The 25,499-nt window shown below is 70.3% G+C and carries 23 protein-coding genes; 13 read left to right on the forward strand and 10 right to left on the reverse strand.

The features are described from left to right. Positions 1-63: 63 nt before the first annotated feature. Complete coding sequence (locus AC3AOF_RS17890; RefSeq protein WP_488346071.1) at positions 64-2,103, reverse strand: methyl-accepting chemotaxis protein; 2,040 nt, start codon at positions 2,101-2,103, stop codon at positions 64-66. A gap of 368 nt (positions 2,104-2,471) precedes the next feature. Here AC3AOF_RS17890 and AC3AOF_RS17895 point away from each other — a divergent pair, with 368 nt between their 5' ends. Then, entirely contained in the window at positions 2,472-3,437 is a 966-nt protein-coding gene (locus AC3AOF_RS17895; RefSeq protein ID WP_488346072.1) for a C45 family autoproteolytic acyltransferase/hydrolase, read from the forward strand. 21 nt (positions 3,438-3,458) lie between these two features. On the opposite strand, the gene AC3AOF_RS17900 is transcribed toward AC3AOF_RS17895, so the two are convergent. The 6 genes from AC3AOF_RS17900 to AC3AOF_RS17925 all read right to left on the reverse strand — a co-directional run bounded on the left by AC3AOF_RS17900 (position 3,459) and on the right by AC3AOF_RS17925 (position 10,626). Then, complete coding sequence (locus tag AC3AOF_RS17900; protein WP_488346073.1) at positions 3,459-5,216, reverse strand: ABC transporter ATP-binding protein; 1,758 nt, start codon at positions 5,214-5,216, stop codon at positions 3,459-3,461. 401 nt (positions 5,217-5,617) lie between these two features. Next, entirely contained in the window at positions 5,618-7,018 is a 1,401-nt protein-coding gene (locus AC3AOF_RS17905) for a DUF2142 domain-containing protein (RefSeq protein WP_488346074.1), read from the reverse strand. Next, positions 7,015-7,704 (reverse strand): TVP38/TMEM64 family protein, encoded by a 690-nt coding sequence (locus AC3AOF_RS17910; RefSeq protein ID WP_236989577.1) that lies wholly within the window; start codon positions 7,702-7,704, stop codon positions 7,015-7,017. Before AC3AOF_RS17910 ends, AC3AOF_RS17905 begins: the two co-directional genes overlap by 4 nt. Further along, entirely contained in the window at positions 7,701-8,471 is a 771-nt protein-coding gene (locus AC3AOF_RS17915) for a glycosyltransferase family 2 protein (RefSeq protein WP_236989576.1), read from the reverse strand. The genes AC3AOF_RS17910 and AC3AOF_RS17915 overlap by 4 nt, the downstream gene beginning before the upstream one ends. A 227-nt stretch (positions 8,472-8,698) precedes the next feature. Further along, a complete protein-coding gene (locus tag AC3AOF_RS17920; RefSeq protein WP_488346075.1) occupies positions 8,699-9,655 on the reverse strand; it encodes a glycosyltransferase family 2 protein in 957 nt (318 codons plus the stop codon). After that, positions 9,652-10,626, reverse strand: a complete 975-nt coding sequence (locus AC3AOF_RS17925) for a glycosyltransferase family protein (protein ID WP_488346076.1) — start codon at positions 10,624-10,626, stop codon at positions 9,652-9,654. The genes AC3AOF_RS17920 and AC3AOF_RS17925 overlap by 4 nt, the downstream gene beginning before the upstream one ends. 218 nt (positions 10,627-10,844) lie before the next feature. Between AC3AOF_RS17925 and AC3AOF_RS17930 the strand changes: the two genes are divergently transcribed. Then, complete coding sequence (locus tag AC3AOF_RS17930; RefSeq protein WP_488346077.1) at positions 10,845-11,894, forward strand: RHE_PE00001 family protein; 1,050 nt, start codon at positions 10,845-10,847, stop codon at positions 11,892-11,894. A gap of 323 nt (positions 11,895-12,217) precedes the next feature. Here AC3AOF_RS17930 and AC3AOF_RS17935 read toward each other — a convergent pair whose 3' ends face one another. After that, positions 12,218-12,463 (reverse strand): type II toxin-antitoxin system ParD family antitoxin, encoded by a 246-nt coding sequence (locus tag AC3AOF_RS17935; RefSeq protein WP_488346078.1) that lies wholly within the window; start codon positions 12,461-12,463, stop codon positions 12,218-12,220. A 140-nt stretch (positions 12,464-12,603) separates the two neighbouring features. Here AC3AOF_RS17935 and AC3AOF_RS17940 point away from each other — a divergent pair, with 140 nt between their 5' ends. From AC3AOF_RS17940 to glpK, 11 genes are all read left to right on the forward strand, one after another. Then, positions 12,604-13,401, forward strand: a complete 798-nt coding sequence (locus tag AC3AOF_RS17940) for a DeoR/GlpR family DNA-binding transcription regulator (protein WP_488349012.1) — start codon at positions 12,604-12,606, stop codon at positions 13,399-13,401. 149 nt (positions 13,402-13,550) lie between these two features. After that, a complete protein-coding gene (gene glpD / locus AC3AOF_RS17945; protein ID WP_488346079.1) occupies positions 13,551-15,095 on the forward strand; it encodes a glycerol-3-phosphate dehydrogenase in 1,545 nt (514 codons plus the stop codon). 23 nt (positions 15,096-15,118) lie between these two features. After that, positions 15,119-16,204: an ABC transporter ATP-binding protein gene (locus tag AC3AOF_RS17950; RefSeq protein ID WP_236989569.1), complete on the forward strand. Its 1,086-nt coding sequence runs from the start codon at positions 15,119-15,121 to the stop codon at positions 16,202-16,204. A 15-nt stretch (positions 16,205-16,219) separates the two neighbouring features. Then, entirely contained in the window at positions 16,220-17,305 is a 1,086-nt protein-coding gene (locus AC3AOF_RS17955) for an ABC transporter ATP-binding protein (RefSeq protein ID WP_488346080.1), read from the forward strand. Further along, positions 17,302-18,273 (forward strand): carbohydrate ABC transporter permease, encoded by a 972-nt coding sequence (locus tag AC3AOF_RS17960; protein WP_207178149.1) that lies wholly within the window; start codon positions 17,302-17,304, stop codon positions 18,271-18,273. Before AC3AOF_RS17955 ends, AC3AOF_RS17960 begins: the two co-directional genes overlap by 4 nt. Then, entirely contained in the window at positions 18,273-19,070 is a 798-nt protein-coding gene (locus tag AC3AOF_RS17965; RefSeq protein WP_048449309.1) for a carbohydrate ABC transporter permease, read from the forward strand. The genes AC3AOF_RS17960 and AC3AOF_RS17965 overlap by 1 nt, the downstream gene beginning before the upstream one ends. A gap of 18 nt (positions 19,071-19,088) precedes the next feature. After that, the gene (locus AC3AOF_RS17970; RefSeq protein ID WP_236989565.1) at positions 19,089-19,370 is read left to right on the forward strand and encodes a DUF2160 domain-containing protein; all 282 of its coding nucleotides are present in this window, start codon (positions 19,089-19,091) and stop codon (positions 19,368-19,370) included. Between the two features lie 73 nt (positions 19,371-19,443). Further along, on the forward strand, positions 19,444-21,189 hold the full coding sequence (locus tag AC3AOF_RS17975) for an ABC transporter substrate-binding protein (RefSeq protein WP_488346081.1): 1,746 nt from the start codon (positions 19,444-19,446) through the stop codon (positions 21,187-21,189). 94 nt (positions 21,190-21,283) lie between these two features. Beyond that, positions 21,284-21,523 carry a type II toxin-antitoxin system Phd/YefM family antitoxin gene (locus AC3AOF_RS17980; RefSeq protein WP_203157428.1) on the forward strand — a complete coding sequence of 80 codons (240 nt, stop codon included), beginning with the start codon at positions 21,284-21,286 and terminating at the stop codon, positions 21,521-21,523. Further along, positions 21,520-21,954, forward strand: a complete 435-nt coding sequence (locus tag AC3AOF_RS17985) for a type II toxin-antitoxin system VapC family toxin (protein WP_488346082.1) — start codon at positions 21,520-21,522, stop codon at positions 21,952-21,954. The genes AC3AOF_RS17980 and AC3AOF_RS17985 overlap by 4 nt, the downstream gene beginning before the upstream one ends. Positions 21,955-21,984: 30 nt before the next feature. After that, positions 21,985-23,478: a glycerol kinase GlpK gene (gene glpK, locus AC3AOF_RS17990; RefSeq protein WP_236989562.1), complete on the forward strand. Its 1,494-nt coding sequence runs from the start codon at positions 21,985-21,987 to the stop codon at positions 23,476-23,478. A gap of 211 nt (positions 23,479-23,689) precedes the next feature. Here the strand turns inward: glpK and AC3AOF_RS17995 are convergent, their stop codons facing one another. Then, positions 23,690-24,556 (reverse strand): NAD(P)-dependent oxidoreductase, encoded by an 867-nt coding sequence (locus tag AC3AOF_RS17995; protein ID WP_236989561.1) that lies wholly within the window; start codon positions 24,554-24,556, stop codon positions 23,690-23,692. Positions 24,557-24,652: 96 nt separating this feature from the next. Next, on the reverse strand, positions 24,653-25,447 hold the full coding sequence (locus AC3AOF_RS18000) for an ABC transporter substrate-binding protein (protein WP_488346083.1): 795 nt from the start codon (positions 25,445-25,447) through the stop codon (positions 24,653-24,655). Positions 25,448-25,499 lie beyond the last annotated feature (52 nt).

Genomic DNA, 25,499 nt, shown 5'->3' on the forward strand with positions numbered 1-25,499 from the left:
AAAAACCCTCCGCGTCACGCGGAGGGCCGGGCCCGATCGAAGGGGAGGGCGGGCCTGACGGGTTCAGGCCGCCTGGATGTCGCGCAGGAAGCCGTCGACCTCGCGCTTCACGTTGAGCGACTGCGTCGCCAGCTCGGCCGCGGCGCTCAGCACCTGCGAGGCGGCGCTGCCGGTTTCACCCGACGAGACCAGCACCCGCGAGACGTTGTGCGATACGTCCCGGGTGCCGCGCGCCGCCTCGCTCGCATTGCGCGAGATCTCGCCGGTGGCGGCGGTCTGCTGCGTGACCGTCGCGGCGATCGCGGCGCTGATCTCGCCCATCCCGGCGATGGTGCGGTTGATCTGCCGCATCGCGTCCGCCACCTGACCGGTGGCGGCCTGGATCGCGCCGATCTGGCCGGTGATCTCGTCCGTGGCCCGGCCGGTCTGGTTGGCGAGTTCCTTCACCTCCGCGGCGACGACCGAGAAGCCGCGGCCGGCCTCGCCGGCCCGGGCCGCCTCGATCGTGGCGTTGAGCGCCAGCAGGTTGGTCTGTGCGGCGATAGTCGAGATGAGGGTGACGGCGGCGCCGATCTGGTCGGCCGCACTGTTCAGGGCCGCCATGGCGGTGCCGGTCGCCGCCGCTTCCTGCGCGGCGTGCGACGCGACATCGTTCGATCGCAGGACCTGCCGCTCGATCTCCTGGAGCGAGGACACCATCTCCTCGGCGGCCGCCGCCACGGTCTGCACGTTGACCGCCGTCTGCTCGGCCGCGGCGCTCGAGGCGACGGCCTGGCCGTTGGTGTCGTCGGCGACCTGGGTCATCGAGCGTGCCGTCGCGTCGAGCTCGGTCGCCGCCGAGGTGACGATCTCCAGCGAGCCGGCGATCGTCCGCTGGAAGTCGGAGACGAGCCGGTCGATGCGGTGCGCGCGCGCCACCCGGCGCTGCTGCTCCGCCTCGCTCTCGCTCATCAGGAGGTCCGCCTGGTGCGCCTTGTCGCGGAAGACTTCGAGTGCCCGGTTGATCCGGCCGATCTCGTCGCCGCGCTCGGTGCCGGTGATCGTCACGTCGTAGCGCCGGTCGATCAGGGCCTGGACCGTCTCGAGGCACCGCTTGAGCGGCGTCCCGATCATGGTCCGGCTCGTCACCACGATGACGCCGACGAGGACGACGAGGATGAGGAGCCCGCCCGCGGCGGTCTCGGCGATGCGCCAGTAGATCGGCCGTGTGAACGCCGCAGCCGGCACGTCCATCACCAGGGCCCAGGTCGTGTTCATGCCCGGCTGGGTGAAGGGGTAGACGAAGCGGACCGAGCCGTCCGGGCTGCCCCGGAGGGTGCGCGGATGCCGGTCGGCCAGGGCGGCAGCGACCTCTTGGCCGCCGATGCCGTCATACTCCTTCATCAGGAGGTCGCCCTGCGGCGGGACGATCCACTTGCGGGCATTCGACAGCAGCAGGACGCGCCCGCCCTCGAACGGGCGCAACGCCGCGAACGCCGCGGCGAGCCCGCTCAAGCGGATATCGACTCCGGCCACTCCGACGACGGTGCCACCGACCTTGAGCGGCGAACTGATCGAGGTGACGAGCTGGCCCTGGTTGGTCACGTAGGGTTCGACGAGGACGCTCCGGCCCGACGTGACCGGGCTCCTGTACCATTCCTCCGTGGCGACGATCGGGAACGTCCCGAAGGCGAGGGTGCCGTCGTCCTGTCGCGTCCAGTACGGGGTGAAGACGCCGTCATCGTTCTCGAAACCGTGTCCGGTCAGGGCCTTCGCCGCCCGTTTGTCGGTGGTGTCGGACATCCAGGCGCCGAAGATGTTGGGGTAATCCTGGATCAGGGCCTTGGTCGCCGCGACGGCGTCGGCCTTGCGGACGCCGTCGCCGCTCAGTTGCCCCGACATCGTCGCCGCGAGGGCTCGGCTGGCGGAGATCGCATCGACGATCGGGATCGAGGTCTCCGCCGTTGTGCTGGCCGCCTTCTCCGCGGCGATCTGCAGGATCTCGCGATTCGTCCGTTCCGCCGCCATCCATCCGGAGATGCCGACGAAGCCGGCCAGGGTCAGGCCGATCGCCGATCCCGTGATCACCATCAAGCGGCTGGACAGGCTGTTCCTGATATTCATCGGTAAAGATCCGGTGGATTTTCCTATTTTGGTTGCATGATTTGGTTGATGAAAGATGAATGATTGAACGGAAAAAATAAAGAAGATGCCTCTACAAGGTAACGTCCAATGCTCCGCTGCGGCAGGGCCCCCTTGGCCGACCGCGGTCGGCGTCCACGGCGGAAAGCCGGAGCGCTCGTACCGCGGCGAGACGTCTCCCGACCCGGACGGGCCGAAGAGGGGATTCCCGACGCCGGATGACTATATCGCCGGACGATACGGGTCCGGTGGGAGCGAGGCCGGGGCACGACCGCAGCGGCGATGGCTGCGCGGGAGCGGACACCGCTCCTGAGCCATGAGCAAGGAGCCGGGCCGGAGGAGCGACAGGAATGGAAAAAACCTTCACCGCCCATGTCGAGGACCGCCCCGGCGCCGGCTGGCTCGCCCGCTTCCGGGACGGGCGGGACGAGGCGGCGCGGTGGTATCTCGGGGAGGGGGCGCCCGAGCGGCCGACGGCCGCGGAGTGCCGTGCGGCGCTCGCGCGCCACATGCCCGAATTCGTGGCCCCTTACGACGACCTGTGCGCGATGGTCGGCGACGACGACCTGGCCCACCGCATCCTCAGCCATTACCGCCCGGCCCCGCACCGGCAGGGATGCAGCCAGGCGGTCTGGCTCGGCGCCGACGGCCCGGCCCTGATCCGCAACTACGATTATCCCCTGACCGTCATCACCGGCCGCATCGAGATGACCGCCTGGGCGGGACGCCGGGTGATCGGGATGGTGCAGCGGCCCTGGGGCGGCTGCCTCGACGGGATGAACGAGGACGGGCTGGTGGCCAGCTGCACGCTGGGCGGCCTCGCCCGGCGCGGCGAGGGCTTCGCCATCATCCAGATGCTGCGCTACGTGCTGGAGACCTGCGGGTCGGTCCGCGAGGGGGTGGCCGCGCTCCGCCGCCTCCCGGCGGTGCAGCTCCACAACGTCACGCTCCTCGACCGGACGGGCGATCACGCGACGGTGTTCCTCGGGCCCCGGCGCGAGCCCGCGGTGACGCGCCAGAGGACCTGCACCAACCACCAGGAGCGGATCCTGCCCGCCTCCCGCTCAGCGCTACGCCAGCGGGTGCTGGAGGAGGCCCTCGACGATCCGTCGACGACCCTCGCGACGCTGGCCGCGCGCTTCTTCGAGGCGCCGCTCTACTCGCGCAAGCTCAGCTTCACCACGGCCTACACCGCCCTGTACCGGCCGGAGGCGGGCCGCGTCGATTACCTCTGGCCCGGCCACCGCTGGAGCCAGGGCTTCGACCGGTTCGAGGAGGGGGCCTATACCCACGATTACGGTGCGCTGGAGCCGTGATCCGTCGCGGCCCCGCCACGATCACGCCTGCTCCCCCGCCCGCACCTGCGGCAGCACCTGCTCCGGCGGGCCCGAGGCGACGATCCGTCCGCCCTCCAGCACGTGCACGGTATCGGCGCCCGCGAGGCTGGTGAGGCGGTGGGCGATCATGATGAGCGTGCGGGTGCCGGCAAGCCCCTGCACCGCCCGCATCACCACCCCCTCGGTCTCGCTGTCGAGGGCGGAGGTCGCCTCGTCGAACACGATCACGTCGGGGTCGTGGTAGAGCGCCCGGGCGATGCCGATGCGCTGGCGCTGGCCGCCGGAGAGCCGGGCGCCGCGCTCGCCGACGCGGGTGGCGTAGGCCTCCGGCAGGGCGGCGACGAAGTCGTGCGCACCGGCGAGCCTGGCCGCCCGCTCCACCGCCGCCGGGTCGATCGTGTCGAGGCCGAAGGCGATGTTCTCCGCGATGGTGCCGTCGATCAGGAAGATGTCCTGCGGGACGTAGCCGATGCGGTTCTGCCAGGCCGGCAGGGTGGCGGCATCGAGCGTCACGCCATCGACGGCGATGCGGCCGGTGGTCGGATGCAGGAAGCCGAGGATCAGGCCGATCAGCGTCGACTTGCCCGAGCCGGTGCGGCCGACGAGGCCGACCGTGGTGTGGGCCGGAATCGTCAGAGTGACACCCGAGAGCGCCGGGCGGCCGGGCTCGTAGTCGAATCCAAGGCGATCAAGGCGGATCGCCTCGCGGAACGGCAGGCGCTCGGGGGGCCGGGGGAGCAGGGGGCGCTCGCCCGCGAGCCCGTCGACCACCAGCCGCACCGCTGGCAGGGTGAAGCGCAGGAGCGCCAGCGCGTTGAACACGTTCTGGAAGGCCGGCAGCATCCGGTAGCCCGCGAAGGCGAAGAGGCCGAGCAGCGGCAGGATGCCGGCGGTGTCGAGCCCCTGCGAGAGCGCGAACAGCACCACCACGATCACGCCGCCGAAGGCGAGCGCCTCGATGACGAAGCGCGGCAGCTGCCCGGTGAGCAGGCTCTCGGCGCTCGCTTGCGCATAGGTGCGGGCGGGGGCCTCGAACCGGCTCGCGAAGGCCTGCGCCCGGCCGTAGAGCTTCAGTTCGGTGAGGCCGCCCAAGGTCTCGTGCACCACCTGGAACCGGCCCGCATTGCCGGCCACGGCCCGGGCGCCGATGCGGGCGAGCCGCGCCCGCACCACCAGGAAGATGCCGACATAGAGCCCGCCGAAGCCGGCGCCGAGGATCAGCGCCAGGCGCGGCGACACCACGAGCAGGAAGGCGATGACGGCGAGCGCCGAGGTCGCCCGCGAGGCGATGACGGTGGCCGGCGTCAGCACGCCGACGACGAGGCGGTCGGTCTCGCTCAGGATCGTCTTGGCGAGCTCGGCGCTGTTGGCGGTGGTGAAGAACAGCCGCTCCCGGTCGATCGTGCGAAACAGCAGGCGGCGGGCGAAGCCGTAGCCGACGCTGTGGCTGAAGCGCAGCTGGGCGTAGGTGAGCCCGGCATTGACGCAGGAGGTGGTGAGGATGGCGAGAAGCGCCGCCAGCCCGACCACGATCAGGAAGGTGCGGTCGTCGGTCAGGCCCAGACCGTCGCGAAGGGCGCCGAGCGCCGGGACCCGCGCCGCCGCGCCGGGATCGCCGACCAGCGTCAGGAACGGCACCACCGAGGCGACGCCGACCACTTCGAGCAGGGCGGCGAGCGCCAGCCCGGCTCCGATCAGCCCGGCGCGGCGGCGCTCGCGCGGGGTCATGGCGCGGAGGAGGTCGATCAATGCGCGCATGGGGCGGGATTCGAGAGGGGAGGGGAGGGGGTCATGCGGTCCTGTCGGGCGCCGCTCGCATCCAGCTGGCGCGGGTTCTCTCCTCTCCCCGACAGATCCCGGGCTTGCCCGGAATCTGCATGCGAAGAACGAAGTCGGACAAGCCCGACTTCGTTGCGGGGAGAGGGCCGTGTCGACGTCCAGGAGACACGGCAAGCGGAGGCGTAGCCGAAGCGAGGGTGAGGGGGCGGTTCCGGAGGAGCCTCATCCGGCATCACCCCCTCACCCTCGCGGCGAACCTGTGGTTCGCTGCGCGGGCTCCCTTCGCACCCGGCAAGGGGTGCGAAGGCCTCTCCCCGCCCGCGGGGAGAGGGGGAAACCCGCACGATCCGGCGCGTGAATTCGATCGGCCCGCTCCGCCCTCAGAACATCCGCGCGGTCGCGAGCGGCACCGCGACGAGGTCGAGGGCCGCCACCGCGGTAGCGATGACGAAGGCCCAGCGCAACCCGGAGACCCCGGCGGGACGCGGTGCGGCGGCGAGGACGAGCATCGGGATCAGCGGCAGGAAATAGCGCCCCTGCGGCCCGTCGATCCGCACCTCGCCGACATTCGTCCAGGACAGGTACTGCGAGATGGCGACGAGCCAGGCGGTGACGAGGGCCGCGGTCACGAGCAGCGCCAGGTCGATCCCGCGCAGCCGGATGCTTCGCCCGCACAGGACCGCGAGCCCGGCGAGACCGGCGCCCCAGGCCGCGTACACGACGGCCGGCAACGGCTTGTCGGCCCAGCCGAAGAGGCCGATCGCGCCGGCGGCGAGCGTCAGGGCGCGCTTGACCGCGAACAGGCACTGTGCCGGCAGGGTGAGGAGCAGGCCGGGATGATCGAGCAGGATCCGGGCCTGCGCCCCCGTGTCGGTGCCGAGGAAAGGCGCCGGGCGCGGGCCGGGCCAGAGCGGGCCGGCCTCGTAAGCCAGACGCGGCACCGGCGTCGCGATGCGGGTCGTGACGAGGAGGGTCCAGGCGATGCCCGGCAGCACCGCCAGCACGGCGATTCCGACCCGGCGCCAGAAGAGCGGGTTCACCCAGAAACGCAGCGGCAGCGGCACCAGCAGCATCGCGGCGATCGCCGCATAGGGCGGCTTGGCCAGCACCACCAGGGCGATCAGGAGGGCGGCCACGCCTCGGCGCCACGATTCCTCCCCGGTCAGCAGCGCGGCGGCGAGCGCGCAGGCGGCGATCATCAGGGCGTCTTGGTTGGGGGACGCGGCGAGCGACAGGCTCATCGGCAGGACCAGGACCCCGAAGAGGAGGGGACGGCCGCGCCGGGCCAGCGCCAGAGCCGCGAGCCCGAGGGCACCGTAGGCCGCCCCATTGGCGAGCCGCCCGAGGAGGGCCGCCTTGGCCGGCGTGAGCCCGAGCGCCTGCCCGAGGCCGATCCCGAGGGCGGCCGGGACGTAGAAGCCCGGGAAGTAGGTGCCGATGGTGTAGAGCGGCAGGAAGGCCGGGCGGCCGGGCGCCGGCATCGGCTCGGGCTCCGGAATCTTGTCGGGCGCGAGCGCCCGGCTGCGGCTCAGGACCTCCCAGGCCGGATCGACGGTGACGCCGACGGCCGGGCGGCTGACGCCGTCGGAATAGGTCACGGTCTCCCGGTGGCCGACGACCTGGCCGTCGAGGAGGGCCACCGCCCGCAGCAGGTGGGCGGATTCGTCCGCCACCTCGCCGAAGGGCACGAGGACGGCGAGGAGCAGGCAGAGCGGCAGGCCGAGGGCCGCGAAGGCCGCGCACCAGACCCGTGGCCCCGTCCAGTCGATGGGACCCGTCACGGCTGCTCGCCCGCGAGGCGCCCGGCGAGGCGCTTGAGCTTGCGCACCAGCAGCACGGTGGCGCCCAAGCCGAGGACGAGGATGCCGCCGCGCAGCCACTCCGCCTCGCCGGCGAGCGCGGTACGCCCGAGCGCGCCCAGCATCACGTAGACGAGGAGCGCCGGCAGCGCCGCCAGGGTGCCGAGCAGGTAATCGGCGAGCCGCACGCTGCTCAGGCTGAGCGCGTAGCTCGTCGGCGCGAACGGCATCACCGGGGAGAGCCGCATCAGGCAGACGAGGCGCCAGCCCTCCGCCGCCACCGAGCGGTCGAGGGCGGCGACCCAGCGCCCGCCGGTGAGGAAGCCGGGCCGGCGCCCGCGCAGCAGCCCCCGGCCGATCCAGAAGCTCAGCAGCGCTCCCGCCATCGTGCCGGCCGCCGCCGCGGCGAAGCCCGCACCGAGGCCGAGCAGCGTGCCGGCGGCGATGCCGAGCAGCGAGGCCGGCAGCACGCCGCTCGCCGCGATCAGGGCCTGGGCCGCGACCAGCACCATCGGCCCGGCGGCGCCCTGGCGCTCGCACAGGGCCGAGAGCCAGGCCACCATGTCCCCCGGCGTGCCGGGCGCCACCAGGCCGAGCCCGAGGGGCAGGAACGCCAGGGTGGCGAGGCCGGCCAGAATGCCCGCGGAGGCCAGGGTGCGGCGCGTCACGGCCGCGCCTGCACGGGCTTGGGGGCAGCGGGCCCGAAGAGCGGATCGGCCCTGAGGCCCCAGCGGTGCAGCCGGTAGACGAGCGAGGTCTTCAGCACGCCGAGGCCGTAGACGACGCTGCGGCGGAAGTTGATCGAGGAGGCCTCGGCGAAGTAGCGCGTCGGGCAGGAGATTTCGCCGATGCGGAATTCGGCGTCCATCGCCTGGGCCAGCATCTGGTTGTCGAAGACGAAATCGTCCGAGCAGCGGTCGAGGGGCAGTGCCTCCAGCACCGGGCGGCTCCAGGCGCGGTAGCCGCTGTGGTACTCCGACAGCTTCTGCCCCATCAGGATGTTCTGCACGAAGGTGAGGCCGCGATTGGCGACGTACTTGTAGAGCGGCATGCCGCCGACGAGCGCCCCCTTGCCGAGGATGCGCGAGGCCAGCACCGCGTCGTACTCGCCCGAGACGATCATCGAGGCCATCGCGGTGACGAGGCGCGGGGCATATTGGTAATCGGGGTGGAGCATCACCACGATGTCGGCGCCGCGGGCGAGCGCCGTGCGGTAGCAGGTCTTCTGGTTGCCGCCGTAGCCGCAATTCCGCGGATGGCGCACGACCGTCAGGCCGAGCTCGCCGGCCACCGCCACGGTGTCGTCGCGGCTGGCATCGTCGACCAGGATGACGTCGTCGACGATGTCGAGGGGGATTTCGGCATAGGTGCGCCGCAAGGTCGCCGCGGCATTGTAGGCCGGCAGGACGACGGCGATCTTCTTACCGTGAAGCATGGAGAGGTCCGAACTTGCCGCGAGAGCCGTACCCGGCGGGGATGCTCTCAGGTCACTGTTACCGCTTCGTCTCCGGCGCGGCGGTCTTCCCGCCATCGCCTGAAGCTCTAGGCAGTCCCGCGCCGGGTTGCCAGGGCGACGACTGGGCCTGCGCGCGATTGTCCGCGGGCTGTTGCCGGAAAACCGTAGGGCAGGGGGCTCATCGGCGAGGTCTCACCGGCAATCGCTCATCGGGTGCCGATCGCCCGCATCAGGCCGGGCAGCGCCCGGGCGAGCAGGCCCGCCCCGCGCACGATCTCGCCGGCCTCTTCCCGCGAGCGCCGCGCCAGCGCCTGGACGAGGCGCAGCGGCACCTGCGCGCCGAAGGCCGTCGCCACGAGCGCCAGCGCCGTCGCCCGGCCGTGGTGCTTGGCGGCGTAGCGGATCTGGCTCTCGAGGAAGCAGGCCAGCCGATGGGCCTTGGCCGCCCGGGTAGTGCCCTGGCCCTCGTGCCGCACGGTGATGCCGGCGAGGTGGCGTACGGCAAGGCCCGCATCCCAGGCCCGGGCGCAGAGATCGACATCCTCGTAATAGACGAAGAACCGCTCGTCGAAGCCGCCGAGCGCCGTGAAGAGCGAGCGCCGGATCATCAGGAAGGCGCCCATCACCTGATCCACCGCCCGGTCCTCGCCATGATCCCACTCGGTCATGAAATGGGAGGGCACCAGCCGCGCCCGGTCGAGGAGGAGCGCCTGGCCGACCAGCGAGACGGCGCTCGGCCGCCTCGCGCAGGAACGCTGCACGCGGCCCGCCTCGTCGAGGAGCTGCGCGCCGACGATGCCGGTGCCCGGCTCCGCCATCAGGGCCGCATGCGCCCCGGCGAGGCTCTCGCCCGTGACCCGCGCATCGGGGTTGAGGAACAGGATCGCGGGCGCCTGCCCCCGCGCCGCCCCGGCATTGCAGGCCCGGCCGAAGCCCTGGTTGTCGGGATTGGCGATCACCGCCGGGCCGTGTCGCAAGGACGGCAGGTCCTTGAGCGAGCCGTCGCGCGAGGCGTTGTCGACGACGACGACCCGCAAGGAGAGGGTGTTTCCGAGGTGGCTTTCCGCCGCCGCCAGGCTGGCGAGGCAGGCTCGCAGCAGGGCGCCGCCGTTCCAGTTGACGATCACCACGTCGAGGGCGGCGTCCGGAGCGGTCTCGGTCATGACGGGTCTTTCGGCAATGCTTGCGGCAGTCCCGGCGGCCGCCCGAGCCGGCCGCGCAGGCCGTCGAGCGCCGCGCCGCAGAGATGGGCGAGCACGCCGGGGCGGTAGCCGGAATCGGCCCAGTAGAGCAGGGCCTGGAGCGGCAGGTAGGCGGCCTGCCGCGTCTTCCAGCGCCGGGGCACGTGCGGCAGCCGCCAGGCATAGACGCTGTTGCGCAGGTAGGCCCCCATCCGGAACAGCGGCTGGCGCGGCATCTCGATGCCGAGAAGCCGGGAGCGGATCACCCCGGCGCCGACCCGGTGGGGCAGGGCGGTGCCCGTCTCCATCCAGCAGCCATAGCCGAGGCTCCAGGCGCGGAAGCACCATTCGAGGTCGACGCCGTCGATGAAGAAGTCGTCCCGGAACGGGCCGATCCGCGCATAGGCCGCGAGATCGACGAGCGAGCCGGAGGTCGCCAGGAACTCGACCGGCACGAGGGAGCCGTAATCCGGGAATTCCGGCCGACGCGGATAAGCCGGCGCCTTGCGGCCGGGTGCCGCTTCGGGACGCGGGCCGACCACGGCCGGCGGCAGGCTCAAACTCCGCAGCCGCGCCAGCGCGGCTTCCAGCTCCGAGACCTGCCCGGGCGTGAAGACCGCATCCTGGTCGAGGAGGAGCACCTGGGTCGCGCCGGCCTCGATCGCCGCCCGGGCGATGGCGTCGAGGGCGCCGCCGATTCCGATATTCTCCCCCGCCGACAGCACCCGGGCGCCGCACCCGGCGAGATGGGCCGCGTCGTCCGCGGGCAGGCCGCCATTGTCGAACACGATGGTCAGGCGCGATTCCGCCTCGATACGGGCGCGCAGGGCCGCGAGCTGCGCCGCATCCGGGCGGAACACGGTGATGCCGATGGCGACGGGGGAGGAGGGCAGGATCGTCTCGGCGAAGGGCTGGAGCACGCCCGCAACCGGCGCGGCGTCGGGATGGATCATCGGTGACCTCGTCGCCGTAGGGCTGCCGGGCCGGGCGGGTCAATACGCCGCCGCGGCAGCGAAATTGCGGCGGCCGGCTGATGGATATGTGGGAAAAATACCCACGTCAAGCGGATCGACTGGCATGGAATTCGTGCCGGCATCGGCCGGCCTACCGACAGTCGACCAAGCGAAAGCCGGTTTCGTTTGGGTGAGGGATTCCCTATCGTGACGCCGCAATGGTTTACGATTTCGACACCATACACCGTCCTGCCACGTGGCGGCGCCTGACCGGGCCCCTGGAGACGGCCTCCGACGCCCTGGTGCGGGTCGACGAGCGCCTCGTCCGGGCCGAGCCGGTGCTCGCCGACGGCGCCCGGGCGCGGGCGCACCTGCTCGACGCCCAGGCCGCCCTGCATCTCGACGGCGAGCTCGTCGCACTCGAGGATCTGGTGCTGCACGAGGCGGCGATGGATGTGCGCCGGCCGACGCTCGCCCTCGGGCGCGCCGTCGCGGTGCTGGCCGAGCGCCGCCGCCTCGCCGCTGCGGCTCCGGGCCGGGCTTTCCCGGGCGCCGGCTGGGCGCTGACGGCTGGAACCGTGCCGGAGGACGAGGACGACGAGCCCGACCCGGACGCGATGGCGGAGGCGGACTTCGCCGCCATCGACCAGTTGCTCGCCCGTACCCGCCGCACCCTGGCGGATCACGCGGCGGGCGCACCGGCCCGGCGCTCCGCACCCGACGATCCCGGGACCGCCTGGCACAACATCCTCGACGAGGCCCGCGACCTCCCGGCCGTGCTGGCGGCGGCGATCGCCCTCGATGCCTGGCTGGTGCTCGATCCCGCTCCGCGCGCGGGCCATCGCGGACCCCTCGCCGCGGCCGCCCTGCTGCGGGCCCGGGGCAAGGCCGGTGCCCACCTGCCGGCCCTGGCGCTGGGCCTGCGCGAGAGCCGGGTGCGCTGGTCGCGGGCGCTGCCGCTCACCGATCGCCTCGCCGGCCTCCTCGGCGCGGTCGAGGCCTCCGCCCGCCTCCTCGGGCGCGACCTCGACCGCCTGGCGCTCGCCCGCGAGGTGATGCTGCGCGCCTGCACCGGCAAGCGCCGGACCTCGCGCCTGCCGCACCTCGTCGACCTGTTCGTCGGCACACCCCTCGTCACGGTGGCGAGCGCCGCCCGGGCGCTGTCGGTCACGCCGCAGGCGGTGGAGGCGATGCTGGCGGAACTGGGATCGGCGCGGCCGCGGGAATTGACGGAGCGGCGGCGGTACCGGGCGTGGGGGATCGTTTGAAGAGATTTATTGTTTGCATCTGACGATTTGATACGGAATCCGGAAGATCACTTCCGGATTCCGTATCATCAGCCCGCGCGGCGCCTGAGCGGAGCCGCTTTCCGCATCGCGAAGCGATCAATCGGAAAGCGTATGACACCCGCCGAGTCATTCCGGGACCGCGTAAGCGGAGCCCGGAATCCAGAGCCGCAGGTGGAGTAGGATGGAGCGGGTTGCGACTCGCCTTTTTCTGAAACAGCCGCGGTTCTGGATTCCGGGATCCGCCGCGCGGCCCCGGAATGACGCGGTGGTTGTCAATATTGTCGAAGAAAATTAGACAGGACCTATGACAAAGCGGGTCGTCGCATCGATGCCAGGAACCCGTCGGCATCGAAATCTTCGAACCCAAAGCTGGCCTCGCCCTCGATCAACGCTGCCCGCAGCCCGTCGCGCGCGGTGTCGTGCGCTTCGAGCAAGCGCAAACCCGCCTCGATGACCTCCCCGGCCGAGGCAGAGCGGCCGCTGGCGATCCGACGGTCGATGAACGCGACGAGATCGTCGTCGAGCGTGATCGTCAGGGTCCGTGTCATGATCCACCTCCGCCTGCGATCGTAGCAGACGGCACAGCCCCCGGACGATCGATCCCGCCCGATTGCGCCCGCCCCCGCTTGCCCCGACAATGCCCGCCCCCGCGGCTCCCCGCGGGCAAGAACAAGGCATGCGCGTCGTGATCGACCAGGTTTCCCAGCGCCAGCAGGACATCCTCGCCCTCGCCCGCCTGCACGGGCGGGTCAGCGTCGAGGATCTGGCGGCGCGGTTCGAAGTGACGCCGCAGACGATCCGCAAGGACCTGAACGAATTGTGCGACAGCCGGCTGCTGTCGCGCATCCATGGCGGTGCCGTGGTGGCCTCGGGCGTCGAGAACGTGTCCTACGAGGCCCGCCGCCTCGTCGCCCATGGCGAGAAGCGGGCGATCGGCGAGGCGGCGGCCCGGCTCATCCCCAACAACGCCTCCCTGTTCATCAATATCGGCACCACCACCGAGGAGGTGGCGCGCGCGCTCGGCGACCACGAGGATCTGCTGGTCATCACCAACAACCTCAACGTCGCGACCCTGCTCTACCGCCACCCGAAGATGAGCCTGATCGTCGCCGGCGGGCCGGTGCGGCGGGCCGACGGGGCGGTGATCGGCTCGGCGGCGGTCGATTTCATCAACCAGTTCAAGGTCGATTACGCGGTGATCGGCGTCTCGGCGATCGACGAGGACGGCACGCTCCTCGATTTCGACTATCGCGAGGTCAGGGTCGCCCGCGCCATCATCGAGAATGCCCGCCGGGTGATCCTGGTCGCCGACAAGCTGAAGCTGGAGCGCTCGGCGCCGATCCGGGTCGGCCACCTGCGCGAGCTCGACTCCTTCGTCACCGACGCGCTGCCCTCCGCGGTCTTGAGGGAGATGTGCGCGGCCCACCGCGTCCAACTGGTCGAGGCGGGCTTGAACGCGCACGAGACCTCCGACGCCGCGGAATAGCCGAAACCGCAAGGCACTCGAACCGAAAGCATCGGACTTTCGTTCGCACCTTCCTCTTTTCGGTTTCGCTTGCGCCTGCGTCTGGCTGCGGCTAGATTCGCGCCAGGATGCAAACGAAAGAGCCGAATGGCTCCGACAGGGAGGTGGCTTTGGCCCCCAGGCAGCAGCCCGGCGACGAGCGCGGGGTGTTCGACCTCGCGGTGATCGGCGGCGGCATCAATGGCTGCGGCATCGCCCGCGACGCGGTCGGCCGCGGCGCCTCGGTGGCGCTGTTCGAGCAGAACGACCTGGCGAGCGGCACCTCCTCGACCTCGACCAAGCTGATCCATGGCGGCCTGCGCTACCTCGAACACTACGAGTTCCGCCTGGTCCGCGAGGCCCTGATGGAGCGCGAGGTGCTGTGGGGCATGGCGCCCCACATCGTCTGGCCCCTGCGCTTCGTGCTGCCGCACCATTCGGGCTTGCGGCCCGGCTGGCTCCTGCGCCTCGGCCTCCTGCTCTACGACAACCTCGGCGGCCGCAAGCGCCTGCCCGGCACCCGCACCCTCGACCTCACCCGGGATCCCGCCGGCGAGCCGCTCAAACCCGGCTTTCGCCGCGCGTTCGAATATTCGGATTGCTGGGTCGAGGATTCGCGCCTCGTGGTGCTGAACGCCCGCGACGCCGCCGAGCGCGGCGCGATGATCCGCACCCGCACCCGGGTCGTCACCGCCGCCCGCGCCGGGGGGCTGTGGGAACTGACGGTCGAGGACCGCCAGACCGGCGCCCGCGATACCGTGCGGGCCCGCACCCTCGTCAATGCCGCCGGTCCGTGGGTGGCGAACGTGCTCACCGGCGTGGCGAGGGCCAACTCCACCGAGGGCGTGCGTCTCGTCCAGGGCAGCCACATCGTGGTGCGCCGCCTGTTCCAGCACGACCGCGCCTACATCTTCCAGAATGCCGACCAGCGCATCATCTTCGCGATCCCCTACGAGCGCGACTTCACGCTGATCGGCACCACCGACCGCGACTACACGGGCGACCCCGCCGACGTGAAGGCGAGCGAGGAGGAGATCGCCTATCTCTGCGCCGCGGCGAGCGAATATTTTCGCGAGCCGGTCACCCGCGACGAGGTGGTGTGGACCTATTCCGGCGTGCGCCCGCTCTACGACGACGGCGCCTCGAAGGCCCAGGAAGCCACCCGCGACTACGTGCTGACCCTCGACGCGCCGGAGGGCCAGCCGGCGATGCTCTCGGTCTTCGGCGGCAAGATCACCACCTATCGGCGGCTGGCCGAATCGGCCCTCGACCGGCTGAAGGACCACCTGCCGGCGGCCGCCAAGGCGCCGTGGACCGCTGGCGCGGTCTTGCCAGGTGGCAACTTCCCGAAGGAGAGCTACGACGACGTGGTGGCCGGGCTCGCGCGCCAGCATCCGGGAATCCCCGAGACGCTGATCGCCCGGCTGGTGCGGGCCTACGGCACCGATGCCCGCGAGATCCTGAGCGGGGCGCGCGGACTCGCCGATCTCGGCCGGCTCTTCGGCGCCGACCTCACCGAGCGCGAGGTGCGCCACCTGATGCGGCGCGAATGGGCGGTGAGCGCCGAGGACGTGCTCTGGCGCCGCTCGAAGCTCGGCCTTAGGGTCGCCCCCGCCGAGGCCGCCGCCCTCGACGACTACATGCGCCGCGCCGCTGCCACGTCCGACGCGGCCTAACCAAGAAGAGACGGGAGGGCGCCATGACCCTGATCCTGGAGAACGTCACCAAGCGGGTCGGCCCCGAGACGCATATCCGCGACGTGAGCCTCGCCCTGCCCAAGGGCTCGCTCAACGTGCTGCTCGGCCAGACCTTGGCCGGCAAGACCACCCTGATGCGCCTGATGGCCGGGCTCGAGGCGCCGAGCGAAGGACGGATCATCGCCGACGGCAAGGACGTGACCGGGCTGCCGGTGCAACGCCGCAACGTCGCGATGGTCTACCAGCAATTCATCAACTACCCCTCGCTCTCGGTCTACGAGAACATCGCTTCGCCGATGCGGGTCGCGGGTGTCGCGAAGGGCGAGATCGAGGCGCGGGTGCAGGAGGCGGCGGGATTGCTGCGGCTGACGCCCTACCTCAAGCGCAAGCCGCTCGAACTCTCGGGCGGCCAGCAGCAGCGCACCGCCATCGCCCGGGCCTTGTGCAAGCGCGCCGACCTCGTGCTGATGGACGAGCCGCTGGCGAACCTCGACTACAAGCTGCGCGAGGAACTGCGCGAGGAATTGCCGCGCATCTTCGCCGCCACCGGCGCGATCTTCGTCTACGCCACCACCGAGCCGGCCGAGGCCCTGATGCTCGGCGGGCGCACCGCCACCCTGCACCAGGGCCGCGTCACGCAGGTCGGCCCGACGCCGGACGTCTACCGCCGGCCCCAGGACCTCGTCACCGCCAAGGTCTTCTCCGATCCGCCGCTCAACACGCTTCCCGTGACGAAGACCGGCGGCCGGATCCTGCTTCCCACCGGCGGCCAGGTCCGGGCGACCGGCCCGCTCGCCAGTGTGCCGGACGGCGCCTACACGATCGGCTTTCGCGCCCATCACCTCGCCCTCGATCCCCTGCCGGGGGAGGCGATCGCGCTGCCGGCCACCGTCTCGGTCGCCGAGATCACCGGCTCGGAGAGCTACGTCCACGTCGATGCCGGCGAGAGCCGCCTGATCGCGCTGGTGGCCGGCGTGCGCCGGCTGGAGCCCGGCACGGCGGTGACCGCCACTCTCGACCCCCGCCATGCCCTGGTGTTCGACGCAAGCGGCCGCACGGCCGCCCTCGACCTGCCCGTGGCGGCCTGACGCAAGAGGGGATCCATGGCCCGCATCACCCTCGATCATCTCGCCCACGCCTACGGCCCGAACCCGCAGGGGCCGCAGGATTACGCGCTCAAGGAAATCGACCACGTTTGGCGCCAGGGCGGGGCCTACGCGCTGCTCGGCCCTTCCGGCTGCGGCAAGTCCACGTTGCTCAACATCATCTCGGGCCTCGTGGTCCCGACCCGCGGCCGCATCCTGTTCGACGACCGCGACGTCACCACGGTGCCGACCGAGGGGCGCAACATCGCTCAGGTGTTCCAGTTCCCGGTCGTCTACGACACCATGACGGTGCGGGAGAACCTGGCCTTCCCGTTGAAGAACCGCCGCGTGGCGCCGGCCACCATCCGGTCGCGGGTGGAGGAGATCGCCGGTCTCCTCGACCTGACCCGGGTGCTCGACCGCCGCGCCAACAACCTGACGGCGGATATGAAGCAAAAAATCTCGCTCGGCCGGGGCCTCGTGCGCCCGGACGTGGCGGCGATCCTGTTCGACGAGCCGCTCACCGTCATCGACCCGCACCTGAAATGGCAGCTGCGCTCGACCCTCAAGGAGCTTCACCGCAAGCTCGACCTGACGATGATCTACGTCACCCACGACCAGACCGAGGCGCTGACCTTCGCCGATACGGTGGTGGTGATGCATGACGGTGCGGTGGTGCAGACCGGCACGCCGGACGAATTGTTCGAGCGGCCGGCCCACACCTTCGTCGGCCACTTCATCGGCTCGCCGGGGATGAACCTGCTGCCCGCCCAGGTGCAGGGTGCGACCGCGACGATCGAGGGCCACGCCATCCCGCTCGCCCGGCACTATTCCGACCTGCCGAAGGGCAAGCGCATCGAGCTCGGCGTCCGGCCGGAATACGTGCATCTCGCGCCGAAGGGCCTCGGGCTCCCGGTGCAGGTCAAGCGCATCGACGATATCGGCCGCCAGCGCCTCGCCCGGGTCGAACTCGGCGGCCGGCCGCTCGTCGCCACGGTGGCGGAGGGCCAGAGCCTCGATGGAACGGAAGCGGCGCTGACCCTCGATCCGCGCCAGATCCACATCTACGCCGACGGCGCCCTGGTGCCCGGGGAGGCCGCATGACCAAGACCGTCAACCAGAAGGCCTGGCTCCTCGTTCTGCCGGTCTTCGCCGTCGTCGCCTTCTCGGCGGTGCTGCCGCTGATGACCGTGGTCAACTACTCGTTCCAGGACACGTTCGGGAACAACCAGTTCTTCTGGAACGGCCTCGGCTGGTTCCAGGAACTGCTCGACCCGTCGACCCAGTTCGGCGAGCGCTTCTTCGATTCGCTGTGGCGCAACCTCCTGTTCTCCGCGATCATCCTGGCGATCGAGGTGCCGCTCGGCATCGCGGTGGCCCTGTCGATGCCGCGGGAGGGCCGCTCGGTCGCCTTCTGCCTCGTGCTGATGGCCCTGCCGCTCCTCATCCCGTGGAACGTCGTCGGCACGATCTGGCAGGTCTTTGCCCGCACCGATATCGGGCTCCTCGGCGCGACCCTCAACAGCCTCGGCATCGACTACAACTACGCCGGCTCGGCGCTCGCCGCCTGGGTCACCATCGTGACCATGGATGTCTGGCACTGGACCAGCCTCGTCGCGCTCCTGTGCTACGCGGGTCTCAAGTCGATCCCCGACGCCTATTACCAGGCTGCCCGCATCGACGGGGCGAGCCAGTGGGCGATCTTCCGCACGATCCAGCTGCCGAAGATGCGCCGCGTCCTGCTGATCGCCGTGCTGCTGCGCTTCATGGATTCGTTCATGATCTACACCGAGCCCTTCGTGCTCACCGGCGGCGGGCCCGGCAACGCCACGACCTTCCTGTCGATCGACCTCGTCAAGCTGGCTTTGGGTCAGTTCGATCTCGGCCGGGCGGCGGCGATGTCGCTGGTCTACAACCTCATCATCCTGAGCGTCTGCTGGGTGTTCTACACCGTGATGACCAACGTGGACGCCGGCAACCGCACGGTGCTGGCCGACGATCCGGCCGATGCGGCCGCCGCCGGCAGCTTGGCCCCCGCCACCACCATCCCGCTCGACCGGAGGGCCGCCTGATGCGCCCGCGCCATGTCGTGATGACGCTCTACCTCCTGTTCCTGATGGTCCCAATCTACTGGCTCGTGAACATGAGCCTGAAGACCAACCAGGAGATCAATTCCGGCATGACGCTCTGGCCGCATGCCATCACGTTCGACAACTACATCCGGATCTTCACCGATCCGAGCTGGTACGGCGGCTACCTGAACTCGCTGTCCTACGTGGCGATCAACACCGTCCTGTCGATCGGGCTCGCTTTGCCGGCGGCCTACGCCTTCTCGCGCTACAGCTTCATCGGCGACAAGCACCTGTTCTTCTGGCTGCTGTCGAACCGGATGGCGCCCCCGGCGGTGTTCGCGCTTCCCTTCTTCAACCTCTACTCGGCGGTCGGCCTGTTCGACACGCCCTGGGCGGTGGCGCTCGCCCATTGCCTGTTCAACGTGCCGCTGGCGGTGTGGATTCTCGAAGGCTTCATGTCCGGCGTGCCGCGCGAGATCGACGAGACCGCGGCGATCGACGGCTATTCCTTCCCGCGCTTCTTCGTAAAGATCTTCATGCCGCTGATCGCGTCGGGCATCGGCGTCGCCGCCTTCTTCTGCTTCATGTTCTCCTGGGTCGAGCTTCTTCTGGCGCGTACCCTGACCTCGGTCGACGCCAAGCCCATCGCCGCCACCATGACCCGCACGGTCTCGGCCGCCGGCATGGATTGGGGCCTGCTCGCAGCGGCCGGCGTGCTCACCATCGTGCCGGGCGCCCTCGTGATCTGGTTCGTGCGCAACTACATCGCCAAGGGCTTCGCCCTCGGGCGGGTGTGATCGGGGAGAGCCAGTCCGATGCTCGATTTCGCCTGGATGGCCTGGACCTGGCAGACCGCCACCTTCTTCGCGGTCATCGCCGGCCTGCTCGCCCTGATGACCGCTTTGGCTTTGTGGCGCCCGGAGACCGAGAAGGTCGGGATCCTGCGCATCCCCACCACCCGGGGCGACCGGCTGTTCCTGACGCTGGTCGGCACCGCCTTCATCAATCTCGCCTGGCTCGGCCTCGTCGGCCCGAGCCTGGAATGGGCGCTCGCGCTCTCGCTCGTTTACGGGGCGGTGATGTTCCGCTTCGCTTGAGACAACCCGTCGCCACGTCCGGCAGCCAGCCGGCATCAGGCGGGTCGAGTACCACCAGAGGGAGGACTACCATATGAAACGCCATTCTCTGCTCACGGCCGCGAGCGCGCTCGCGCTCAGCCTCGCCGCCGGCCACGCCTTTGCCGGCATGGAGGAAGCCAAGCGCTGGGTCGACACCGAGTTCCAGCCCTCGACCCTGTCGAAGGACGAGCAGCTCAAGGAGATGCAGTGGTTCGTCGATGCGGCGAAGCCCTTCGCCGGCATGGAGATCAACTTCGTCTCCGAGACGCTGACCACGCACGAATACGAGGCCCGCACCCTGGCGAAGGCCTTCACCGAGATCACCGGGATCAAGGTGCGCCACGACCTCCTGCAGGAGGGCGACGTGGTGGAAAAGATCCAGACCCAGATGCAGTCGGGCAAGAACATCTACGACGGCTGGATCAACGATTCCGACCTCGTCGGCACCCATTTCCGCTACGGCCAGACCGTCGCCCTGTCGGACTTCATGAAGGGCGAGGGCAAGGACGTCACCTCGCCGACCCTCGATCTCGAGGACTTCATCGGCAAGTCCTTCGGCACCGGCCCGGACGGCAAGCTCTACCAGCTGCCCGACCAGCAATTCGCCAACCTGTACTGGTTCCGCTACGACTGGTTCACCCGCGCCGACCTCAAGCAGAAGTTCAAGGCCAAGTACGGCTACGAGCTCGGCGTGCCGGTCAACTGGTCGGCCTATGAGGACATCGCCGAATTCTTCAGCAACGACGTGAAGGAGATCGACGGCGTCAAGGTCTATGGCCACATGGACTACGGCAAGAAGGACCCGTCCCTCGGCTGGCGCTTCACCGATGCGTGGCTGTCGATGGCCGGCAACGGCGACAAGGGCATCCCGAACGGCAAGCCGGTCGACGAGTGGGGCATCCGCATCGAGGGCTGCCGTCCGGTCGGCTCCTCGATCGAGCGCGGCGGCGACACCAACGGCCCGGCCGCGGTCTACGCCGTCACCAAGTATGTCGACTGGCTGAAGAAGTACGCGCCGCCCCAGGCCGCCGGCATGACCTTCTCGGAGTCCGGCCCCGTGCCGTCGCAGGGCAACGTCGCCCAGCAGATCTTCTGGTACACCGCCTTCACCGCCGACATGGTCAAGCCGGGTCTCCCGGTGATGAACCAGGACGGCACGCCGAAATGGCGCATGGCGCCCTCGCCGCACGGGCCGTACTGGAAGGAGGGCATGAAGCTCGGCTACCAGGATGCCGGCTCGCTCACCCTCTTGAAGTCGACCCCCCTCGATCGCCGCAAGGCGGCCTGGCTCTACCAGCAGTTCATCGTCTCGAAGACGGTCAGCCTGAAGAAGAGCCATGTCGGCCTCACCTTCATCCGTGAGAGCGACATCTGGGACAAGTCCTTCACCGAGCGGGCGCCGAAGCTCGGCGGCCTGGTCGAGTTCTACCGGTCGCCGGCCCGCACCCAGTGGACCCCGACCGGCGTGAACGTGCCGGACTACCCCAAGCTCGCCCAGCTGTGGTGGCAGAACATCGGCGATGCCTCCTCGGGCGCCAAGACCCCGCAGGCGGCGATGGACGCCCTCGCCAACGCCCAGGACGACGTGATGGCGCGCCTGGAGCGCTCCAAGGTCCAGGGCGAGTGTGGCCCGAAGCTCAACCCCAAGACCTCGGCCGAGCACTGGTACGAGCAGGCCAAGAAGGACGGCACGCTGGCCCCCCAGCGCAAGCTCGCCGACGAGAAGCCGAAAGGTGAGACGATCGACTACGACACGCTCATCAAGAGCTGGCCGGCCTCGCCGCCGAAGCGCGGCTGACGCTAAAGGAGCCGGGGCGCATCAGCCCCGGCTCTCCTTTTCGCGGACGGCCGGATTCCGTATCCTGGCGGCCGATGCCGCCACGGAGGTTGTCATGGCCTATTACAGGATGGAAGACGCCATCACCCGCTTGCCCGAACTCCTCGCCAAGGCGAGTGCGGGTGAGGAGGTGATCATCACACGTCTGGACGAGGATTTGATTCAGCTCATTCCGACTGAGCCGCGGCCGGTAACGAAGGAGGAGATGGATCGGCTTCGCGAACGGCGGGTAACTCTTTCCAAGCCAGTCGATATCACTGCCGTTGTCCGTCAGATGCGGGACGAGGGGCTGTGAGCCGTATCTATTGCGATACTAACGTCCTGCTTCCAGCTTTCGTCAAGGAGGCCGAAAGCTCAAGAATCGAGGCATGGCTGCTCGATCCGGCGGTCCAACCTGTCTTCTCCGATCTCGTCGTTCTGGAATTCTCAGCGACACTCTCCCGGTTGGTGCGTGAGCGCAAAGCGAAAGCCGAGGAAGCCCGCGAGGTCGTTGGACTGTTCACTTCTTGGCGCGAGGTCCGTGGCCGCCCGCTGACCATCACCCGCCAGATGTTCGCCCTCGCCCGCACCATCGTCGAGGACGCCGCCCTCGGCGTGCGCGGCCCCGACGCCCTGCACCTCGCGCTGCTCCAGGTCACCGGCCTGTCCTTCGCCACCTTCGACACGCGGCTTCGCCGGGCGGCCGACACGATCGGCCTCGCCACCCTGGAGCCGCCGCCCCTCTAGATCCGCCGCAACCGCGCCAAGAGCCTCCCGATGTCCTCCCTCATCCTCGCCATCGACCAGGGCACCACCTCCTCGCGCGCCCTTTTGTTCCGGCCCGACACCTCGATCGCGGGTCTCGCCCAGGCCGAGTTCCCGCAGCATTTCCCGGCCTCGGGCTGGGTCGAGCACGAGCCGGAGGATCTCTGGCGCACGACGCTCGAGACCTGCCGGGCGGCGATGAAGCAGGCCGGGGTGACGGCCCGGGACGTGGCGGCGATCGGCATCACCAACCAACGCGAGACGACGCTCGTCTGGGACAAGCGCACCGGCGAGGCGGTGCACCGCGCCATCGTCTGGCAGGACCGGCGCTCGGCCGGGATCTGCGCCCGCCTCAAGGAGGCGGGCCACGAGCCGATGGTGACGGCGAAGACCGGCCTGATCCTCGACCCCTATTTCTCCGGCACCAAGATCGCCTGGATCCTCGACAACGTGCCGGGCGCCCGCGCCCGGGCCGAGGCGGGGGAACTCGCCTTCGGCACCGTCGATTCGTATCTCCTGTGGCGCCTCACCGGCGGCCGGCTCCACGTCACCGACGCCACCAATGCCTCGCGCACCCTGCTCTTCGACATCCATCGCGGTGCCTGGGACGACGAGCTGATGGCGCTCTTGGGCGTGCCGGCCTCGATGCTGCCGGAGGTGCGCGATTCCTCCGGCGATTTCGGTGAGACCGACCCGGAGCTGTTCGGCGCCGCGATCCCGATCCGGGGCGTCGCCGGCGACCAGCAGGCGGCGACGGTGGGACAGGCCTGCTTCCGGCCCGGCATGGTCAAGTCGACCTACGGCACCGGGTGCTTCGCCCTCCTCAATACCGGGTCGCAGCCGGTCGCCTCGAAGAACAAGCTCCTCACCACCATCGCGTATCAGCTGAACGGCCGGCGCACCTACGCGCTGGAGGGCTCGATCTTCGTCGCCGGTGCGGCGGTGCAGTGGCTGCGCGACGGGCTCGGAATCATCGAATCGGCCGCCGAGACCGGGGCGCTCGCCGAGCGGGCCGATCCGGCGCAGGACGTCTACCTGGTGCCGGCTTTCGTCGGCCTCGGCGCGCCCCATTGGGAGCCCGATGCCCGCGGCGCCCTGTTCGGCCTGACCCGCGGCACCGGACCGGCCGAGCTCGCCCGGGCGGCTTTGGAGAGCGTCTGCTACCAGACCGCCGATCTTCTGGCCGCCATGCGGGCCGACTGGTCGGACGGGGAGGGGAGCGCCACGGTGCTGCGGGTCGATGGCGGCATGGTCGCCTCCGACTGGACGATGCAGCGCCTCGCCGACCTCCTCGCCGCCCCCGTCGACCGGCCCGAGGTCAAGGAGACGACGGCGTTGGGCGCAGCCTATCTCGCCGGCCTCGCCTGCGGCCTCTACCCGGAGCCCGAGCACTTCGCCGACCATTGGCGCCTGGAGCGCCGCTTCACTCCGGCGATGGAGCCGAGCTTGCGCGAGCGCCGGCTGGCGGGGTGGCGCAAGGCGGTGAGCTGCCTGGTGGGGAAGTAGAGGCACGCTTTTTCGCGCCAGATTTCCCCCTCGCAGGGTCATCCCGGGGCTCGCCGAAGGCGAGAGCCCGGGATCCAGAACCGCGGAGGGTGCAGAAACAAGCGAGATGCGTTCCGCTCTATCCTGAACAACCTGCGGTTCTGGATTCCGGGCTCCGCTGCGCGGCCCCGGAATGACGCGGAGGGTGAGACGAAAGGCGGTTGGCGCGCCTTTACTTCTCCAGCCGCGCAATCAGGCTCGACGTGTCCCAGCGCCCGCCGCCCATGCTCTGCACCTCGGCGTAGAACTGGTCGACCAAAGCCGTCACCGGGAGCTTCGCCTTGTTGCGGCGGGCCTCGGCGAGCACGATCGACAGGTCCTTGCGCATCCAGTCGACGGCGAAGCCGAAATCGAACTTGCCCTGGTTCATGGTCTTGCCGCGATTCTCCATCTGCCAGGAGCCGGCGGCCCCCTTGGAGATCACGTCGAGCACCGCCTCGATGTCGAGCCCGGCCTGCTTGCCGAAATGCACCGCCTCCGACAGGCCCTGGACGAGGCCGGCGATGCAGATCTGGTTCATCATCTTGGCGAGCTGGCCGGCGCCGACCGGCCCCAGCAGGCGGCAGGCGCGGGCATACGACCCGATCACCGGCTCGACCCGGGCGAACGTGTCGGCATCGCCGCCGCACATCACCGTCAGCACGCCGTTCTCGGCGCCGGCCTGGCCGCCGGAGACCGGGGCGTCGATGAAGCCGAACCCGGCCTTCCCGGCGGCTGACGCCAGCTCGCGGGCCACCTCAGCCGAGGCGGTGGTGTGATCGACGAAGACCGCACCCTTGCCCATCGCCGCGAAGGCGCCGTCCGGCCCGGTCGTGACCTGGCGCAGGTCGTCGTCGTTGCCGACGCAGGCGAAGACGATCTCCTGGCCTTCCGCCGCCTCGCGCGGCGTCGCCGCGGCCTTCCCGCCATGGGCCTTCACCCAATCGTCGGCCTTGGCCTTGGTGCGGTTGTAGACCGTGACGTCATGGCCCTTGGCGGCGAGGTGACGGGCCATCGGCCCCCCCATCACGCCGAGACCCAGAAACGCGACCTTTGCCATGCGCTCGCTCCTCCCACGCCGTTATCCCGGCGGTCGGCCCCCGGTGTAGTGAGCCGCGCCTACGCCCGTCAAACGCGTGTCGTCACCCAAATATCGTCACTTCGTGTCGAACGGGATGTACTTCGCCCGAAGGCGGTCGTAGCGCCCATCCGCGATCAGCGCGGCGAGCGCCCGCTCGACGGTCTCGCGCAAGGCGGTGTCGCCCTTGCGCAGGCCGATCCCGGCGCCCTCGCCGAGCAGCGGCTCGCCCGCCGGCACCTCGCCGACGAGGCGGCAGCAGGCCTCGCCCTCGGGCCGCGCGAGGAAATTGGCGAGTTCGAGCTTGTCGCCCAGCACGACGTCGACCCGGCCGGCCCGCAGGTCGAGGGTCGCGTCGGCGAGGCTGTCGAAGGTACGGATCTCGGCGCCCGGTACCCGCTGCTCCAGATAGGCGACCTGCGGCCCGTGCGCCGCCACGCCGATCGTGCGGCCCCGCAACGTCGCCGGCGTCGGGTTCGGCAGCGAGGTGTCCTGCCGCGCCACGTAGGCGAAGGGAATCCGCATGTAGGGCCTGGTGAAGGCGATGCGGGCGGCCCGCTTCGGGGTGATCGCCATCGCCGCCATGATGGCGTCGTACTCGCCCGCCTCCAGGCCCTTGATGATGCCGTCCCACTGGTGGAGCACGATCGTGCAGGTGAGCTTGGCCTCCGTGCACAGGGCCTGGGCCAGGGCGACCTCGAACCCCGCCGGCTTGCCGTCCTCGACGTAGTTGAACGGCGGGCGGCCGCCTTCGGTGGCGATCCGCACGGGCGAGGGCGGCGGGGCGGCGGCAGGGGAGGGCGCATCCTCGGCGAGGGCTGGCGGGGCGGCCAGCAGCGTCAGGAGCAGGAGGCGGGAGAGCAGGCGGCTCATCCGGCGGCGGTCTCTCATGGAAGGGGGCGAAACCCCGGAAATGGGGGCGGAC

The organism is Methylobacterium sp. 142-1Y, from assembly GCF_057747795.1.

Coding starts and splice junctions, on each gene's coding strand:
- AC3AOF_RS17890 (WP_488346071.1), bottom strand. CDS start 2,103: ATGAATATCAGGAACAGCCTGTCCAGCCGCTTGATGGTGATCACGGGA.
- AC3AOF_RS17895 (WP_488346072.1), top strand. CDS start 2,472: ATGGAAAAAACCTTCACCGCCCATGTCGAGGACCGCCCCGGCGCCGGC.
- AC3AOF_RS17900 (WP_488346073.1), bottom strand. CDS start 5,216: ATGCGCGCATTGATCGACCTCCTCCGCGCCATGACCCCGCGCGAGCGC.
- AC3AOF_RS17915 (WP_236989576.1), bottom strand. CDS start 8,471: ATGCTTCACGGTAAGAAGATCGCCGTCGTCCTGCCGGCCTACAATGCC.
- AC3AOF_RS17920 (WP_488346075.1), bottom strand. CDS start 9,655: ATGACCGAGACCGCTCCGGACGCCGCCCTCGACGTGGTGATCGTCAAC.
- AC3AOF_RS17925 (WP_488346076.1), bottom strand. CDS start 10,626: ATGATCCATCCCGACGCCGCGCCGGTTGCGGGCGTGCTCCAGCCCTTC.
- AC3AOF_RS17930 (WP_488346077.1), top strand. CDS start 10,845: ATGGTTTACGATTTCGACACCATACACCGTCCTGCCACGTGGCGGCGC.
- AC3AOF_RS17935 (WP_488346078.1), bottom strand. CDS start 12,463: ATGACACGGACCCTGACGATCACGCTCGACGACGATCTCGTCGCGTTC.
- AC3AOF_RS17950 (WP_236989569.1), top strand. CDS start 15,119: ATGACCCTGATCCTGGAGAACGTCACCAAGCGGGTCGGCCCCGAGACG.
- AC3AOF_RS17955 (WP_488346080.1), top strand. CDS start 16,220: ATGGCCCGCATCACCCTCGATCATCTCGCCCACGCCTACGGCCCGAAC.
- AC3AOF_RS17960 (WP_207178149.1), top strand. CDS start 17,302: ATGACCAAGACCGTCAACCAGAAGGCCTGGCTCCTCGTTCTGCCGGTC.
- AC3AOF_RS17965 (WP_048449309.1), top strand. CDS start 18,273: ATGCGCCCGCGCCATGTCGTGATGACGCTCTACCTCCTGTTCCTGATG.
- AC3AOF_RS17970 (WP_236989565.1), top strand. CDS start 19,089: ATGCTCGATTTCGCCTGGATGGCCTGGACCTGGCAGACCGCCACCTTC.
- AC3AOF_RS17975 (WP_488346081.1), top strand. CDS start 19,444: ATGAAACGCCATTCTCTGCTCACGGCCGCGAGCGCGCTCGCGCTCAGC.
- AC3AOF_RS17980 (WP_203157428.1), top strand. CDS start 21,284: ATGGCCTATTACAGGATGGAAGACGCCATCACCCGCTTGCCCGAACTC.
- glpK (WP_236989562.1), top strand. CDS start 21,985: ATGTCCTCCCTCATCCTCGCCATCGACCAGGGCACCACCTCCTCGCGC.
- AC3AOF_RS17995 (WP_236989561.1), bottom strand. CDS start 24,556: ATGGCAAAGGTCGCGTTTCTGGGTCTCGGCGTGATGGGGGGGCCGATG.
- AC3AOF_RS18000 (WP_488346083.1), bottom strand. CDS start 25,447: ATGAGCCGCCTGCTCTCCCGCCTCCTGCTCCTGACGCTGCTGGCCGCC.